Raw genomic sequence first — 15,984 nt, forward strand, 5'->3', positions numbered from 1 at the left:
CATGTCAATTAAAAAAATATATGCAGCAACTGTACTTGCGCTGGCAACATTCTCCTGTCAGAATCACGATTCTGATATGGGGGTGAATCCGGAAGATATTTACAGCAAAACCAATATCTTTCCGCAGCCGCCCAACCAGTGGATGGGAGAGAACAATCCCTATTATACAGAAGGCTATGCAGGCGATGTAATGCCTTATTATGAAAACGGGAAGTTCCATCTTTTCTTTCTTCACGATGCAAAAACAAAACCCGCAGGAGAAGGATTTCACGATATTCATAGCTTTGAGACCAGCAATTTTACGGATTTTACGTATCAGGGAAGACAGATTCCTTACGGAACTTCATCAGAAGCTGATTTTGGAGTGGGAACAGGAAGCCTTGTAAAGGTGGGGAATACTTATTATTACTATTATACGGGGCATAATGAAGTAGCTTCGTTCCTTTCAGGTAATCCACGGGAGAGTGTTCTGCTGGCAACAAGTACGGATATGAAAAACTGGACGAAGATCAGGAATTTTAAAATCACTGCTCCGGCAGGATATTATGATTATGAATTCCGCGACCCGCACGTTTTTTTTAATTCCGAAGACGGAAAATACTGGATGCTGGTCTCTGCTCAGACTTCTGACAAAAAAGCAGTCGTACTGAAATTTACTACCACCAATCCGGCAACCGGAAACTGGACTGTAGAAAATCCGGTTTATACGACCAGCTCTTCCGAAAATTATATTATGCTGGAATGTCCCGATCTTTTCAAGATGGGCAATTATTGGTATCTTGTTTTTTCTGAAAACTGGAGCAGCAATACCGGAACGCATTACCGCATTTCGACTTCACCAAATGGGCCCTGGACAACACCTCAGAATGACCGTCTTGACGGCTCTTATTTCTATGCTGCCAAAACTGTTTCGGATAATATAAACCGTTATCTGGTAGGATGGACGGCAAGAAAAACTCCTGAAAATAATACTGGTGGAAAAGACTGGGCAGGAAATATTGTTGCGCACAGACTGGTTCAGAATTCAGACGGAACATTGGCTGTGAAACCGGTTTCAGGATTACCCTCTGTATTTGGTCAGAATGCTGTACTGACCGTTGATAAAATCACTGGAAATGCCTCTCAAAATGGAAGTAGCTTTACTTTATCCGCCAATTCTCAGGTTACTTTTTCGAAGCTTCAGAAAGCCAATCAGATTACCTTTACACTGAATGCATCTGCCGGAAAATCAGGAATGATTCTGGCACAGGATACCGACGCCGGAAGCGGAGTTAAGATTGCACTTGAACCTGGAAATAACAGAATCGCAGCGTATGTCATGAATTCCGGTTCGGAGGATCTTATGAATTCTTATTCATTAAGTTCTGTTTCAGGGACATCCTATACTGTAACGGCTTCCATAAGCAATGATGTTTGTGTGATCTATATCAATGATAAGATCGCTTTCACCAACAGAATTTATAGTATTGTTAATAAAAAATGGAGTATTTTTAGTTCTGCAGAGAGTTCGTTCAGTAATATCAATATCAAAAATCCCAATTAATGTATATCAATAATAAAATTAAGGTAATAAGTTTTGGAGAAGTACTTTTCGATGTTTTTGGAGAAGAGAAAAAAATTGGCGGAGCGCCTCTCAACTTGGCTCTCAGAACGGCTTCGTATGGCTTTCCCGTGGCAATGATCAGTGCCGTAGGAAATGATGAAGACGGAAAAGTAATCCTGGATTACACCAAAGAAAATGCTCTTGAAACTGCCGGAATCATTGTTTCTCCGGAATACGAGACAGGAATTGTTCAGGTCTCCTTAAGTGAACGCGGCTCTGCAACGTACGAGATCAGATTTCCTTCTGCGTGGGATTTTATTAGTGTTGATGAGAAAATAATGGATATCGTAAAAGAGGCTGATGTTTTTTTCTATGGAAGTCTTGCCTGCAGAAATGAGGTTTCTCAAAAGACGCTTTTCTCTCTATTAGATTCCAATGATACAATGTTTAAAGTTTTCGATGTGAATTTAAGAAAGCCATTTTACACTATTCAGCTTCTGGAGAAGCTTATGAACAGGGCAGACTTTATCAAATTTAATGATGAGGAAATACTGGAAATTGCTGCCGGAATGGGATTTGAGTCCGATAATCTGGAGTCAAACATCAAGTTTATATCAGAAAAAACAAATACTAAGGCAATCTGTGTAACTTTAGGAAAACACGGGTCTATCCTGCTATGGAATAATCAATTATACAGACACGAAGGCTATCCTGTGAAAGTGGCAGATACGGTAGGGGCAGGAGATTCTTTCTTGGCAAGCCTGATTGCGAAACTGCTTTCAGATCAAAATCCGGATGAAGCCCTTAATTTTGCAAGTGCTGTCGGTGCTTTGGTAGCGAGTTACTCAGGTGCAAATCTTAAAATAGAAAGTTCTGAAATCGTGAAATTTTTAAAACAGAATGCTTACTGATTTGATAATTTTAAATATTTCGATAATAAAAGAAAACTCCATACACAATGGAGTTTTCTTTTATTTAGATTCTATTACAGCATTGATCTTCAAACTCTTTTATTGATGATTTCGTTCGTTTAAGCCCAATTATTAATAGATAAACGTAACATAGAGAAGTAATCCGCTAGTAGATGTCACCAGATTCTTTATGTGAAAGGGAAAAAGAAGATGATGAAATTTTACAAGCTGCTATTATGTGCTGTTTATTTCTTAGTTTTTATAATGTCATCAAACAAGTTATCCACTACTTTTTCTAAAATTTCTCCTGTTTCATTAAAGCTGGTGTTGGTCAATATGGATATTCCTATATTTTGTTTAGGATAAATCACAAACCAATTTTGCATTCCGTAGATCCCTCCGTGATGTCTGTATAGTAATTGATTACCATTTTCTATGATGTACCAATGATAACCTTCCCAAAAATCAGAACCTTCTTTATATAATTTTTTATGAGACTCGTTGACAATAGGATTGGATGGGTCAAGTTGCAATTTCATATATTTCACCAAATCCGTAGTCGTAGAGTGCAATCCTGAAATGCCGCCCCATAACGTTCTGTTGAAGTTGGGCATTAGCTCGTTTTTATCGTTATAACCTTTTACCAGTCTTGTTCTGTCATTTTCATTGAGTGTAAACTTGGTTTGATTCATACTATTGGGTTTCAAGACAAATTCAATGACCAATTCCTCAAAAGATTTTTGATACACTTTTTCAAGGATATACGCGGTCAGTTCCGGAGCCGTGTTTGAATAGGAATAGACTTCTCCGGGTTTTGTCTCAATGTTGATGAGCTTTAATCCTTCCAAAAAAGCCTTTTTATTTTCACTTTTTATAGGGAAATTCGGAAATCCACTGGTATGGGTGATCAGGTGTTTGATTGTTATAGGTTCACCTTTATATTCTAAATTGGGATAAGGTTCGTCAAGATAAATTCTGATATCATCCTCTAAATGTATTTTTTGATCAAGTACGGTTTTAGCAGCGATGTAACCGGTAAAGGTTTTCGTGACAGAAGCAAGTTCATAAAGGGTAGAATCGTTGGGTTTGTTTCTTTTTCCAATCGTTAATTCTCCAAAATGTTTGATGGTGGATGTTCTATCTTTAAGGACGGCAATGGAAACCGAATGAAATCTTTTGTCCTCCAATAACTGAAGCGCATTTTTAGTGATGGCATTTTCAACATTTTGTGTATGGATGGGATGAACACTTTTACACCCAAGTAAGGCCAAAAATAAAATAGGGATTACATATTTCATGGTCAGAATTTTAATTTGATATTGATAATCTGATGCAAATATGCTGTGGAGAATCCTGAAAAAAGTCCGTATAAAAAAGTCGGACTCATTTTAATCAACAAAATAAGTCCGATTATCTGCAATTCAAAGTTCGATTGTTTACAATGGTTTAATTATCAGTTGTTTATGAATGCGGTTGGCGTTGTATTCGTATATTTTTTAAAAGAGGTGTGAAACGAAGATTTTGAATTAAAACCCACTTCATATAAAATTTCTAACACCGTATATTCTTTTTTCGTGGGATCTTTCAGCATAGTCATTGCTTTTTTAACGCGGTATTCATTCACAAAATCAAAAAAGTGCTGATTGAGGTGATGGTTAATTAATACAGACAACTCACGAACAGGAATATTCACCTGATCTGCCAGTTCCTGAATCGTTAATGAAGGTTCCAGGAAAGGTTCTTTTTCAACCATGAATTTTTTAAGCTGTTCGATCTGAAAACGTTTTGTTTCATCGGTTGTATTTTCCGTTTCCAGCATTTCAGCAAAATCTTTTGTAGGCTGTAAGGTAGAATCAATTCTGCGAAAAAGCTCAGGATAATGTAATGCCTTTAAGATAAACCAACACGCAGCCAATAAAAAGGAGGTTCCTGCCAGAATATGCAGCCAGATAAACAGATCGTTGTATGCGGTATACCGTATGATATTTTTAAAAATAATACAGACATGGATGAATAAGAAAATGAGGGTAAGCTGAAACAGCCATTTGTACAGCAAAGTGTTGGGATTCGTGTAGTTTTCAAGATAAATCTTCTTGTATCTTTTGAGGATCATGAATACGGCAACGATATAAAAGAAAAACTGCAGTTCCCCGATGAGCTGATATATAAACATTTCAGGAGATTGCCACATCGTTGTAAAGAAAGCTTCTTTAGCAGCACCTTCTGCCAGATAAAGTCTTGGAACCAACATTAAGTTGGCAACAATAAAAGGAATAAGATGCAGTAAATGCTTTCTTTTTAAAGTGAAATCAGAGTAACAAACGGCATTCACATATAGATAGAACAGAGGCATTACCAATAAATAAGCAGATATTTTGAAAGCTTTCAGATTATAACTATCCACAAAAAGGTGCATGAAAATTCCGCTGATATCAATGGCATTGATGATCAGGAACGCTGCAAATAATCTGTTTTCCAGTTTCCTTTCTGTTTTTACCGTCAACAAAAATACGGCAAGCAGCAGCGATACAAAAACGGCCATCGCAGCAATAACTTCCAGAAAACTTAATTTGTCCATTAGTTTTTTTACAAAAATAGGATATAAGTCATAAAGAGAAATGGTTGGCAATCATCATTTTTTAAATATTGTGCTCTGGTGTAGAAAGTCTCCTGGCTTTGTGCTTGTAAGTAAGATTATTTCCTTTAGACTTGCTCCATAGTCAGGAGACTTCGAAGAGCGGGAAAAGGACTTTTAAGTTAAATTACCGTTTTTAATAGATCTATTGATATTCAGATTAGTAATGCCGGTCAGGCACCCAACGAATATAAAAATACCAGCAAATAAGTACCGATTTATGCACTTTTAAGCTTTTGAAACCTGTTCTAATTTGAATTATTTGAGTTTTGCATTTAAATAATTCAAATTACCTATTATGAAAAAGTTTTTATTAATAGCTGTTGTTATTTTGATCACCTCATGTAGCCATGACGATTCAAATCCATCACCTGATAGAAAAGCGCAGGCGCAGCAAAAACTTGCTACAGCTTTGTCCAACTTTCCCGGCTTAAGCCTTAGTGTAAAAACAGCTTCCGGGAGTTATACCCTGGTTGCAGGAGACGCGGTCATGAATGAAAAGCCGATGGCTGCTTCTGCACTTCACTATATGCAGAGTATTTCAAAAACCTTTACCGCAGTGGCTGTCCTGAAACTGAAAGAGGAGGGCAAAATTAATCTCGATGCCAAAGTAAACACCTATCTTCCTGACATTTGTAATCATCTGCCCAACGGAAATATCATTACGGTAAGGCAAATGCTTACGATGACATCAGGCCTTCCTGATTATTTGGATAGTGATCAGTTTTTAAACGATGTTGTTGCAGGGCCACTGCCTATGACGAGCGAACAGGTGTTGAGCTATGTATACAATCAACCTGCAAAATTTGCACCTGGCACCTCATTTGGGTACTGCAATATAAATTATCACTTGCTGGCTCTTATTATTGATCGTGTGACTCCAAACGGACATCGAAAGTATATTACAGACAAAATAATTAATGCCATTGGACTTTCCAACACCTATTATATAGCGGGCTCGGCAAGCCCTACGGCTCCTGAAGGAACGACGGCTAACTATCTGCAAATAGACGGCACCTTTAACGATGTGAGCGAGTTGCAGTTGGGTACAGTACGTACTTTCATTGGCGATGATGGTATTGTGGCTTCCGTTCAGGATATAGCTGGATTTTATTACAAGCTGCTTCATGACAAAACGGTACTTTCACCCGTATCGCTGGAAGAAATGAAGGTGACGGTGAGTGATCAGGGTACTCCGATATATGGCTTAGGGCTACATTTTTATAAAACCAATGGCGGCCTGCAGGCCATCGGTCACCAGGGTAGTGGTATCGGAGCCGGTGCCAATGCTTTTTATTTTCCTTCCAAAAATACCAGCGTCGTCCTGTGTACCAACGCGGGAACGCTTTTCGATGCTATAAAAGAGGAACAGTTACGGGCATTGTATGAGGAAATTATAGGGATATTGCTTGAGTGAAAACTAATTTAAGCCGCCGCATCGCGTCCCTTACGCATGAAGATATCAGCTAATGATGAGCCATCAGTGAGCAGTAGTGGAAAGAGAGGTAAAGAAATTGCCACTTGTCTCTTCAACATCGATACTGTCAACAGTCTGCTGTGCAAAGTCTCCCTTTTGGGGCAAGTCAATAAGATTATTTCCTTTACACTTGCTCCAAAGTCTGGAGGTTTTGGAGAGCAAGTGTTTTCTTTTTATGAATCAAATATTTTTTGGGAATCAGCGTTATAACCACTAATAACCTATTTAATGATGAACATCAGATACTTTACCCTTCTCCTGGGCCTATTTTGTACTAACCTTTTTGGACAGACTCCTGAAAAAATCACATTTAAAGATACGCAGAACCATTATTTGAAATTACTTCCGAAGGATAAACCTGAAGGAATACTTGTTATTTTACCGGGTGGAGGTGAAAATGGCGAAAAAGTAATGAATCAGATTAATCTGGATGATCTGGCGTTGGAGAAGAATCTTATCGTATTACTCCCAACCTGGGAAGATGGGGATTTTGGATTTCATATAGAGCAGAAGTTTTTAGACAGAATGGTAAAAGATACAGTGGAAAAGCATAAAATTTCCAAAGATAAAATATCAATGGGAGGACTTTCCGGCGGAGGAATGCTGGCTTTTACCTATGCTGAAAGGGCAATCAGGGACAAAAACACTTATTTTATACCCAATTCTGTATTCGCTCTTGACGCACCGTTAGATTACGAGAATATGTATTACAGATTGCAGAGAGAGATGGAAAGAAACTATTCTGATATTGGAACTAATGAAGCTAAATTTTTGACTGCTGAAATGGTTGATGCTATGGGTACACCGGATAAAAACAGAGCCAATTACGTAAGAGAATCTATGTTTTCTTATCGTGAAAAAGATGGTGGCAATGCAAAATATCTTCTGAATATCCCTATTCTGATTTATACAGAACCGGGGATTATATGGCAGATGGAAAACAGAGGAAGGGATATTTACGACCTTAATGTGGCAGATATTACAGCTATGATTAATCTATTACGACTAAAAGGCCACAAAAATGCTGATCTTGTCATCACCAATGATCGTGGAATTCGTCCGGACGGTACAAGACATCCTCATTCCTGGAGTATCATGGATTCTAAAGAATGTTTAAACTGGATATTAAAACATATGAAGGCATAAAATTGCCACAGCTGATTGTACGTTTTACAGGTATTTACTAACGGATATACAGATGATAGTTATGAAGAAGGAAAGGCGCAAAACCATAGACTAGAGCTGGTGAAAAAATAATATAAACCTTATAAGAATACAGGATTAGATATTTTTTTGTTTTAATTTCTGCTGTGCAAAGTCTCCGGACCTTGAGCTAGTAAATAAGATTGTTTCCTTTAAACTTGCTCTGAATTTAGTAGGCTTTGGAGAGTTAGGCAGTTTTTTCTATTTCCTTGAAACCCCATTGAAAGACGGAAGATTTTGAAGAAAGGGGATTACTCTTTGAATTTTATAAAGTTGTCAGGCATATTAAATAAAAAATCTGTGTATTTCTGATTAGGGGTAAGATCAAGTAGATTTCTAATTTCTCTTCCAGCTCTTGTTAAATCTATTATACTTACACCTTTGTCAAAATTAAATTCAACTTTACGCCCTGCATAATTTGCTTCCACAAGTCCTTCCTGTGTTCTTATTTGAACACTTACTGAATTGATTGACCTAATAAGTCCTAGACCTTCTAATTCCATTTGTTCATTGATACTAATTCCATATTCGGATAACTCTCCATAATTACTAAATAAAGTATTGGCTTTTGGGTGAACAACAAAAGTAAGGTTTCCAGTATCAATTGATAAGTTACAAAGTTTTGTAAATATTTCCCCTATATTACTATTTATGGCAGCTATCAATTGGAGAGTTATGGGACTAATACTTTTTGGGTTAGTAATTTCTTGAGCAAGGATTTTACCAAAGATAAATTTCAAATTTTCATTTGTTTTCGTTTCTGCAATACTCCAAAAAATGTCAAGCCAATCTTCATCAATAATATTTTGATTTTCTTCATTAATTTTTTGTGTCTGCATTTGTTTAACAAAGTTCGTAGCTATATCTTCTCTATTATTTTGATAATTAACAATTTTTTCAGCGTAATAATGTAACGCTCTAGTGGCAAGTTCAGAATCCGCTTTAAATAGTTCTGAAGCATTTTTAGCAGCTTCAATTTGTATTATTCTATTTCCTTCTGCCTTTGTTCTTATGTTTAATGATTTAGATTCCAAGTAGGCTGTCGGCCAATCAAAGCCAGAAATAATTAATTTGCCGATTCCTTTTCCTAATGCGATGAGAATGTTATTTTTGATCCATCCCGGAAGAGGGATTTTGTTTAATTCTTCAAAAAATGTAATAAATTTAGTGTCTTTATCATTTTGTTCATTCATAATATTAGTGCTAGTTTTAATTAAATAAATAATTCTGTCTTTATGTGTTGTGTAATATATGGAGACTTTAATCTTTTATTTTGCACTCTGTAATACAATAAGTAGGATTCAACAGTTAAAAGGTTATATTTTCTGTCCTGATGTAATTTCCTTCGCTGAAGTATTCAATTTCAAAATTTCTTTTCTGAATATTTAATATTAAATATATTCCTAAATCATAACCGCATACATGCTCAGGAAGAGCTATTCCATCGTTTGACCATATATCATCATAACTTTCTTTGGTTAATGCTCTCAATCTTTTTCTATCACTGATCTTTTCAGAATCTGGTCTTGTAGATTTTTTCATTTCTATGGCAATTAAGTTATCATTTGAAACAATTTTTCCACGACTGTGAATGATTAGGTCACATTGAATTGGAATAACTTCCATTTTATCATCAAGAATTGTTTTAACCTGACCTTCTTGCTTTCTATTATATTCACTATCCGCATAATAACCTACTATGTCATAATCAGGGAAAAGTAATTCAAATTCATATCCAAGTCGCGAGCATAGATTTCTTTCTGCTACATCATTGAGAATATTATTAACATTTTTTTGTAAAAAGTGATTAAATGAAGCTTTAAAAAGATCAGTTAAATGTTTGTTCATTTTTATATTATTATGAGTAGAGGTATATTAAACAGCTGCTACGCAAAGTCTCCCAACTTTTGAGCTAGTAAATAAGGTTATTTCCTTTAAACTTACTCGAAAGTCAGGAAATTTCGGAGAGCAGAATAATATTGAAACCGCAAGAAAGAATTTGTGTATAGTGGGAATTTTATTATTTATGAATATAATCTTTCTATTTCGTCAGCTTTTTTATTAAAACGTTCTATTATTGTGTTTATAAATGATCTATTATAATCATTAATCCAGTGATTATTGCTTTCTATAAAAGATTTTGTTAATTTTAAAGTTTTATTTGCTTGGTTAATAATTTCTTTTTTATCCAATGTTTTTGACTTCAGTTCCAGAACAATTTTATTATCAGTTGGATCATATATATTGGGATCCATAGAAGAATCAATTTGAAAAGATACCGGAGAATAATTAAATAATTCAGAGCTTCCTGTCGTTTCTGCTTCAAGTGTTATAAAAAATACTTCTTCTTCTGTATTCACAGGAAAAGGATTCTCCCACGATTGGTTAATTTTAATTTTTTCAGATCTATGATTTATAACTTTGAAATCACTGATTTCTACTTCTTGCCATAGCAATTTTTCTTGAATCTGTTTTAGCTTAGCTTCTCTGTTTTCTGTGGTATCGATTTCATGGTATTTGATATTATTTACTTCTTGATTAAGAAGGTCTGACAAATGTCCAGGAAGATCATAATTGATTACATGTAAGGATGTTCTTGGTTTCATGGTTTTTAATAAATTAATTATACGAATATTAAAGTTTTATTGTTAACTAAGTCAAATTTATAAATGAATACTTATATTATCTTACGGTTTTCCGTAAACAACAAAAATAAAAACCACTTTGAAATTTTCAATCAGTATTTTTACGGAATTTCTTAAAGATTTTGAAAATTTCATCACAAAAAAAATCCCAACTTTCGTCAGGATTATTCATTTATAAGTTTAAAGAAATCAGATAAACTAATTTTTCTTGCTTCGCATATTTTAAAAAGTGTTTCAACAGGTATTCTGTAAGTTTCTTCACTTTTAATTTTTCTTATGGTACTTTCTTCTACGCCATGATTTTTGGCAAAAGAATTTTGTGACTTGCCTTCTTGAAGCCAAGGTATCAACCATTTTTTTGTAATGTATGAACAAATTTTTTCGTTTATATCTGTCATAGAACAAATGAAATAATTAAATAATAAAAAATTACGGTCGATCGACCGTAATTAAATTTCTTTTCTTACATTTATAAAAAAATACAAACTCATGAAAAAGATAAAAACAGATTTTGCTCCCCGGTTTCGGGCAGACAAGAAGCACTCCGGGTTGCAGCTGATGGAAACGTTCTTTCAGCTCAATGAGCTGGATGTTTCCAAAGAAAGGCTCAGCAATTTGATGAATTATGCGGTAAAGAGGAATAGCTGGATCCATGAAGATCCGGCGGTGATCTTTGAGTTTTACCATTCGATGAGGTCGTTGATCCGGGCAGGGTATCTCATCATGCTGAAGGAAAGAAAATGGATTGTCGATACCCGGCCGGAAAAGATTTCCCCGTGGGTTCTTGGCCTGCTTTCAGAGAAGGAATACCGGAATCCGCTGCTGGTGTTCAAAAAAGCATTCAGGGAATACACCCTCAAAGAATTTGATTATTTTATGTCCGGAATCGTCTATTTCTCAATGGGCGTCTATGAAAATCTACCGGAAAGGAATATCGTTATGCCCTACATCCATACGGTTAAAATGCTGGATGCCGCACATCTTATTCTTCAAAGAAGGAGAGAAAAGGAGCTGGCTGACGCCAATTTAAGATAAGAAGGTTGAGCGTAAATAAAAGGTTGGAAGTTGTGGATCAGCTTCTGCAGCGCAAAAGCTCTCTTTAAACTTGCTTCAAAATCAAAAGATTTCGGAGAGCAGGTGATGAGAACATCACTTATAATTTTACATCGGTACATGTACCGTAAACTTTGTAGATGAATAAGAAATGCCCCTAAAAAAGGGGCATTACATTATTGTGCTTTTACCTGCTCTATCTTTATGAAGACTTTAGTAAGGTTGGGCTGGGCACTGCCTGAAGTGGGAGCTCCTGCCATAATGGTTGCAGTATAAGCGGTTTTTAAAGAAGGATTACTGTCTATCCAGGTATATCTTCTATGCTCAGGCCCGCCACTGGCTCCATCTATAATCCCAACATTCCCCCAGTAAGAATTTCCCACTGCCCCAGTACCTTGAGGATACCAGGTAGCTGATGAATCTGCCATACCGCCCCATACTCCTGAAGTAATAGCAGTTGTTGTTACAGCTGCACCAATATAACCACCATATTCTGTATTATAATTCCAATACAGATTAACAGTAGCCCCTGTATTATTATACAATTGTACATTAGGAATTGCAGCGGTTGTACCACTTGTGGTATCAAATATTACCCTGATCGAATAATTACCATCTGGGGTAGCAAGAGGGAAAGTATAGGCTTGTTTCCCGTTAGAATCGGTTGTTAGGGTGGAATATCCCATCACAGCGACAGATGTAATGTCTGCACGGCTGGTATTTCCTACTGTAGCGGTACAGTTTTGTCCTGCTGTTAAGAAAGGAACTGTAGTGCTGCTCAGAGGAAGATTCATAGTATTCGAAGTGGTAGGAGTTCCGGTTATTGAGAACACCAATTCGCCATCACCAAACGCTAGAGTTCCGGGTCTTAGCTGGAAGGTTAATCCGTTTACGGTAAAAGGAGCTCCTGAATTATACGCACCTCCGTTTCCCTGGCTGTAGGTAACTCTCAGGTTGCCGCTGTAAGGAGTACCGGCAGTATAAGTAGAAGGATTTAAATAAGCTGTAGTACATTGCAATGCGGAAATCGCCGGAGCGATGGTATTGGTTGCCTGTGTAATTCTTTGCCATACAGTTCCATCAAAATAATAATAGCCGATAGCAGTAACATTGATACGTTGTCCTGCAGCATCTCCACCGGTAACATCCGTAATATAAATTAATGCTCCTCTCTGATCGCTGCCATAGGTAGCAGTATTTACTGTAAGCTCAGCTCTTGTAAGCCTCGGAGCCTGTAATCCGAATATTTGTGTGTTATCCGTAATGACTCCTGAATTATCTCTTTTAGCAGATACATCCATCGTTGTTTTTGGTAAAGCTGTATTAATTCCTACTTGTGCAAATGAGAATCCAGAGATAAGAATAGCACTGAATCGTGTAAATTTTGTTTTCATGGTAATGTTGATTTTTGGTAAGTCAAATATAAAATTTTTTTATGAAAAAATAAAAAAAACATCTTTATGTTTGAGGAAAAATAATTAATTATTAACATTCAATTAAAATGTGAAAATTTTGAATTGATTTGTAATGTTTTTTAATTTCAGTATTTTTCTCTGGAATAAGATAATTTTTGCTTAATACATAGATATTTTTACTCATTATTTTATTTCCAATCGGTTCTAATATCCTGAAGAGATAAGTCTGTTTAAACGTAACCAGAAAAGTCACAAAAGTTTTTATTTTTATACACTTTGAAACACTTTAGAAAGTGTAAGGAAATACCGCATCATTAAGTTCATATAAGATTAAAATCTTTGATTTTCAACAAAACTTTAGTACACTTCTTATACACAAAGTATATAACTTAAATAGCTTAAGTGTTTAAAAAGCTTTTCGGCCTTTTGTAGTTTAATAAAAAAGTTTAAACAGCTTTTTTCACAAAATTCAGAGTATAATTCTTTTAAGGTTGAAAGAAACGATTTACTTATATTTGCTCGCAAAGCAAATTCAAATGTTCAAAAAAGTAAGCACTGTATTTATTCTTGGCTTTTATACGGTTTTTTGTTCGGCCCAGCAGGTTCGGCCCTCTAAATCATCTGAAATTTACCGTGAAATCAAAACCCTTAAACAGCTTCCTAAAGTTTTATACCTTGCGGCTCATCCCGATGATGAAAATACAGGATTACTCTCCTGGTTAATCAACGACCAAAATGTAGAAACGGGTTATTTGTCTTTAACCAGAGGTGATGGTGGTCAGAATTTATTGGGTACAGAGCAAGGGGCTGCATTGGGTCTAATCAGAACGCATGAGCTTTTAGAGGCAAGAAAGTTAGACGGTGCCCAACAGTTTTTTACCCGGGCAATTGATTTCGGGTTTTCTAAAAATACAACTGATACCTTTAAACAATGGGATGAGGATAGCATTATAGCAGATGTAGTTTGGGTCATCCGTAAATTCCGTCCGGATGTGATTATTTGTCGTTTTCCTCCTACTGCTGCGGCTGGTCACGGGCAACATGCGGCTTCGGCTGTGGTTGCGGAAAAAGCTTTTAAGCTGGCAGGCGATAAAACGGCTTTCCAGGATCAACTCAAATATGTTAATGTATGGCAGCCAAAACGTGTATTGTGGAATACCTTCCGCTTTGGTGGAGTCAATACGACAGCTGAAAATCAACTGAAAGTTACCGTTGGGCAATATGATGCGCAACTGGGAATGGGCTATGGTGAATTAGCTGGATTAAGCAGAAGTTTACATAAAAGCCAGGGTGCGGGAACACAGTCTGTAGCCGGCATCAGAACTGAATATTTTGCCCATGTTGTTGGTGAACCTGCAAAAGCAACACTTTTTGACGGAGTAACTAAGACCTGGACTGCAAAAGGAAACGCTGATATTGACGAATCATTAGATAAAATTATTTCCACTTTCAATTTCAATAATCCTGATCTCAGCTTACCTGCTTTGCTTGTTTTGCGGAAAAAGATCATGGCTCTAAAAGATGCAGACCTGAAAAATGATAAAATTAAATCTCTTGACAATATCATTGTAAGCTGTGCAGGGTTTATGGGCGAGGTAGTTACTAATCAGGCTGAAGCTGTTGCAGGGGATAACTACAATTTTAAGTTAAATCTGATTTCAAGAGCTGAAAATCCTGTCGTTTTAGAAAATGTACAATGGTTAAGCAAGTCAGAAAGCTTCAACAGAAAACTATCAAAAGATTCTTTAATTACAATTCAGCACGAAATTCAGATTCCTGCAGATGCCGCACTCACAGAACCTTACTGGCTGGCAAAACCAGCCTCGAACGCGGGAACTTTCTCTGTTCCAAGTGATACTTTAATCGGTTTGCCTGAGGCAGAATCACCACTGAATGTTTTGCTTGGTTTAAAAATCGGTTCGGAAAATTTTCAGGTTAAACTTCCTTTATCTTTCAAGAAATTAGATCCGGTGCGTGGCGATGTGGTCGAAGCCCTGCGTATCGTTCCTGCATTGGAACTGAAATTTACACAACCCCTTTATGTGGTCAAAGAAAATGAAGATTTACATTTGAGTTTAAATGTTAAGGTTAATTCTAACAAACAGTACAGTAACGGTATTCTAAATCTGATGTATAACGGAGAACGATTAGGCGGTGCTAATGTAAGCTCGCTCAATGGAAAAGATACGACCATCAATTACGTTATTCCAAAAACTAAGCTTGCCGCAATACATTCATCCCGCTTGCAATTGGATGCCAATTTTGTTGCAGATGGAGTCACTTATAATAAAAAACAAGTATTAATTCAGTATCCGCATTTACCCTCTTTACAATATTTTTCGTCTGCCACGGTAACCGTAATGAAAGGTGATATTCAGGCGAAAGTTAAAAAAGTGGGGTACATAGAAGGAGCAGGCGATTTCATTCCTGAGTTCCTACGCATTGCAGGTATTCAGGTAGATGTCTTGAAAGACGAAGATTTTTATGGCAGTTTAGATGAATCTGGCGGAAACGGCAGTCAAAATAAGCTATTGCAATATGATGCCATCGTATTAGGTGTTCGCGCCAATAACACAGAGAAAAAACTGGGCCGCTGGATGCCTTTTTTATGGTCTTATGTAAAAGCCGGAGGTAATTTGGTGATGCAGTATAACACCAATCAGGATACAACCGTTGACCAATTGGGAATATACAATTTCAGCATTGCCAATAAGCGGGTTACCGAAGAAAATGCTGCAGTTACGTTTTTAAATCCAAATCATAAATTACTGAATTTTCCGAACAAAATTACTGCGGATGATTTTAAAGGCTGGGTACAGGAGCGTGGTGCCTATTTCCCTGCTCAATGGGATGCAGCGTATGAACCGCTTTTTGAAATGCACGATACCGGTGAAGAAGTTCTTCAGGGATCAACTTTATATGCTAAATACGGGAAGGGTAATTTTATTTATACCCCGTTGGCATTTTTCAGACAGCTGCCTGCGGGAAATGTGGGGGCAGCACGTTTATTTTTTAACTTTTTATCTGCACAGAAAAACTGATGAACAAGCAACTTAAAAATTGGAATACCTGGTACATATTACTCGCAGCTGCATTAGTATT

At 36.6% G+C, this 15,984-nt stretch carries 14 protein-coding genes; 6 read left to right on the top strand and 8 right to left on the bottom strand.

Annotated elements, in window-relative coordinates; genetic code table 11:
• The first annotated feature begins 1 nt into the window (after position 1).
• Both IW15_RS19595 and IW15_RS19600 read left to right on the top strand, forming a co-directional pair.
• Entirely contained in the window at positions 2 to 1,543 is a 1,542-nt protein-coding gene (locus tag IW15_RS19595) for a glycoside hydrolase family 32 protein (RefSeq protein ID WP_034714851.1), read from the top strand.
• Complete coding sequence (locus IW15_RS19600) at positions 1,543 to 2,454, top strand: carbohydrate kinase family protein (RefSeq protein ID WP_034714853.1); 912 nt, start codon at positions 1,543 to 1,545, stop codon at positions 2,452 to 2,454. The genes IW15_RS19595 and IW15_RS19600 overlap by 1 nt, the downstream gene beginning before the upstream one ends.
• Before the next feature lie 245 nt (positions 2,455 to 2,699).
• Here IW15_RS19600 and IW15_RS19605 read toward each other — a convergent pair whose 3' ends face one another.
• Both IW15_RS19605 and IW15_RS19610 read right to left on the bottom strand, forming a co-directional pair.
• Positions 2,700 to 3,752 (bottom strand): serine hydrolase domain-containing protein, encoded by a 1,053-nt coding sequence (locus tag IW15_RS19605; RefSeq protein ID WP_228384402.1) that lies wholly within the window; start codon positions 3,750 to 3,752, stop codon positions 2,700 to 2,702.
• A 155-nt stretch (positions 3,753 to 3,907) separates the two neighbouring features.
• Positions 3,908 to 5,032, bottom strand: a complete 1,125-nt coding sequence (locus IW15_RS19610; RefSeq protein WP_034714855.1) for a helix-turn-helix domain-containing protein — start codon at positions 5,030 to 5,032, stop codon at positions 3,908 to 3,910.
• Positions 5,033 to 5,387: 355 nt separating this feature from the next.
• On the opposite strand from IW15_RS19610, the gene IW15_RS19615 reads away from it, so the two are divergent.
• Positions 5,388 to 6,506 carry a serine hydrolase domain-containing protein gene (locus tag IW15_RS19615; protein WP_034714857.1) on the top strand — a complete coding sequence of 373 codons (1,119 nt, stop codon included), beginning with the start codon at positions 5,388 to 5,390 and terminating at the stop codon, positions 6,504 to 6,506.
• A 63-nt stretch (positions 6,507 to 6,569) separates the two neighbouring features.
• On the opposite strand, the gene IW15_RS22890 is transcribed toward IW15_RS19615, so the two are convergent.
• A complete protein-coding gene (locus tag IW15_RS22890) occupies positions 6,570 to 6,728 on the bottom strand; it encodes a hypothetical protein (RefSeq protein ID WP_165585232.1) in 159 nt (52 codons plus the stop codon).
• 66 nt (positions 6,729 to 6,794) lie between these two features.
• Between IW15_RS22890 and IW15_RS19625 the strand changes: the two genes are divergently transcribed.
• Entirely contained in the window at positions 6,795 to 7,712 is a 918-nt protein-coding gene (locus IW15_RS19625; protein WP_034714861.1) for a hypothetical protein, read from the top strand.
• 308 nt (positions 7,713 to 8,020) lie between these two features.
• On the opposite strand, the gene IW15_RS19630 is transcribed toward IW15_RS19625, so the two are convergent.
• From IW15_RS19630 to IW15_RS19645, 4 genes are all read right to left on the bottom strand, one after another.
• The gene (locus IW15_RS19630) at positions 8,021 to 8,962 is read right to left on the bottom strand and encodes a DUF2806 domain-containing protein (RefSeq protein WP_034714863.1); all 942 of its coding nucleotides are present in this window, start codon (positions 8,960 to 8,962) and stop codon (positions 8,021 to 8,023) included.
• Between the two features lie 115 nt (positions 8,963 to 9,077).
• Positions 9,078 to 9,617, bottom strand: a complete 540-nt coding sequence (locus tag IW15_RS19635; protein WP_034714866.1) for a hypothetical protein — start codon at positions 9,615 to 9,617, stop codon at positions 9,078 to 9,080.
• Positions 9,618 to 9,793: 176 nt separating this feature from the next.
• A complete protein-coding gene (locus IW15_RS19640) occupies positions 9,794 to 10,375 on the bottom strand; it encodes a hypothetical protein (RefSeq protein WP_034714868.1) in 582 nt (193 codons plus the stop codon).
• 203 nt (positions 10,376 to 10,578) lie between these two features.
• Positions 10,579 to 10,812, bottom strand: a complete 234-nt coding sequence (locus tag IW15_RS19645) for a helix-turn-helix domain-containing protein (protein WP_002977873.1) — start codon at positions 10,810 to 10,812, stop codon at positions 10,579 to 10,581.
• Between the two features lie 91 nt (positions 10,813 to 10,903).
• Here IW15_RS19645 and IW15_RS19650 point away from each other — a divergent pair, with 91 nt between their 5' ends.
• Positions 10,904 to 11,449: a hypothetical protein gene (locus tag IW15_RS19650; protein ID WP_034714870.1), complete on the top strand. Its 546-nt coding sequence runs from the start codon at positions 10,904 to 10,906 to the stop codon at positions 11,447 to 11,449.
• A 194-nt stretch (positions 11,450 to 11,643) separates the two neighbouring features.
• Here IW15_RS19650 and IW15_RS19655 read toward each other — a convergent pair whose 3' ends face one another.
• Positions 11,644 to 12,861, bottom strand: a complete 1,218-nt coding sequence (locus IW15_RS19655) for a hypothetical protein (protein WP_034714871.1) — start codon at positions 12,859 to 12,861, stop codon at positions 11,644 to 11,646.
• Positions 12,862 to 13,418: 557 nt separating this feature from the next.
• Here IW15_RS19655 and IW15_RS19660 point away from each other — a divergent pair.
• Positions 13,419 to 15,923 carry a PIG-L family deacetylase gene (locus IW15_RS19660; RefSeq protein WP_034714872.1) on the top strand — a complete coding sequence of 835 codons (2,505 nt, stop codon included), beginning with the start codon at positions 13,419 to 13,421 and terminating at the stop codon, positions 15,921 to 15,923.
• Positions 15,924 to 15,984: the final 61 nt, after the last annotated feature.

It is taken from the genome of Chryseobacterium soli, assembly GCF_000737705.1.
GTDB lineage: Bacteria > Bacteroidota > Bacteroidia > Flavobacteriales > Weeksellaceae > Chryseobacterium > Chryseobacterium soli.

Coding starts and splice junctions, on each gene's coding strand:
- IW15_RS19660 (WP_034714872.1), top strand. CDS start 13,419: ATGTTCAAAAAAGTAAGCACTGTATTTATTCTTGGCTTTTATACGGTT.
- IW15_RS19610 (WP_034714855.1), bottom strand. CDS start 5,032: ATGGACAAATTAAGTTTTCTGGAAGTTATTGCTGCGATGGCCGTTTTT.
- IW15_RS19630 (WP_034714863.1), bottom strand. CDS start 8,962: ATGAATGAACAAAATGATAAAGACACTAAATTTATTACATTTTTTGAA.
- IW15_RS19595 (WP_034714851.1), top strand. CDS start 2: ATGTCAATTAAAAAAATATATGCAGCAACTGTACTTGCGCTGGCAACA.
- IW15_RS19600 (WP_034714853.1), top strand. CDS start 1,543: ATGTATATCAATAATAAAATTAAGGTAATAAGTTTTGGAGAAGTACTT.
- IW15_RS19625 (WP_034714861.1), top strand. CDS start 6,795: ATGATGAACATCAGATACTTTACCCTTCTCCTGGGCCTATTTTGTACT.
- IW15_RS19615 (WP_034714857.1), top strand. CDS start 5,388: ATGAAAAAGTTTTTATTAATAGCTGTTGTTATTTTGATCACCTCATGT.
- IW15_RS19605 (WP_228384402.1), bottom strand. CDS start 3,752: ATGAAATATGTAATCCCTATTTTATTTTTGGCCTTACTTGGGTGTAAA.
- IW15_RS19640 (WP_034714868.1), bottom strand. CDS start 10,375: ATGAAACCAAGAACATCCTTACATGTAATCAATTATGATCTTCCTGGA.
- IW15_RS19645 (WP_002977873.1), bottom strand. CDS start 10,812: ATGACAGATATAAACGAAAAAATTTGTTCATACATTACAAAAAAATGG.
- IW15_RS19655 (WP_034714871.1), bottom strand. CDS start 12,861: ATGAAAACAAAATTTACACGATTCAGTGCTATTCTTATCTCTGGATTC.
- IW15_RS19650 (WP_034714870.1), top strand. CDS start 10,904: ATGAAAAAGATAAAAACAGATTTTGCTCCCCGGTTTCGGGCAGACAAG.
- IW15_RS19635 (WP_034714866.1), bottom strand. CDS start 9,617: ATGAACAAACATTTAACTGATCTTTTTAAAGCTTCATTTAATCACTTT.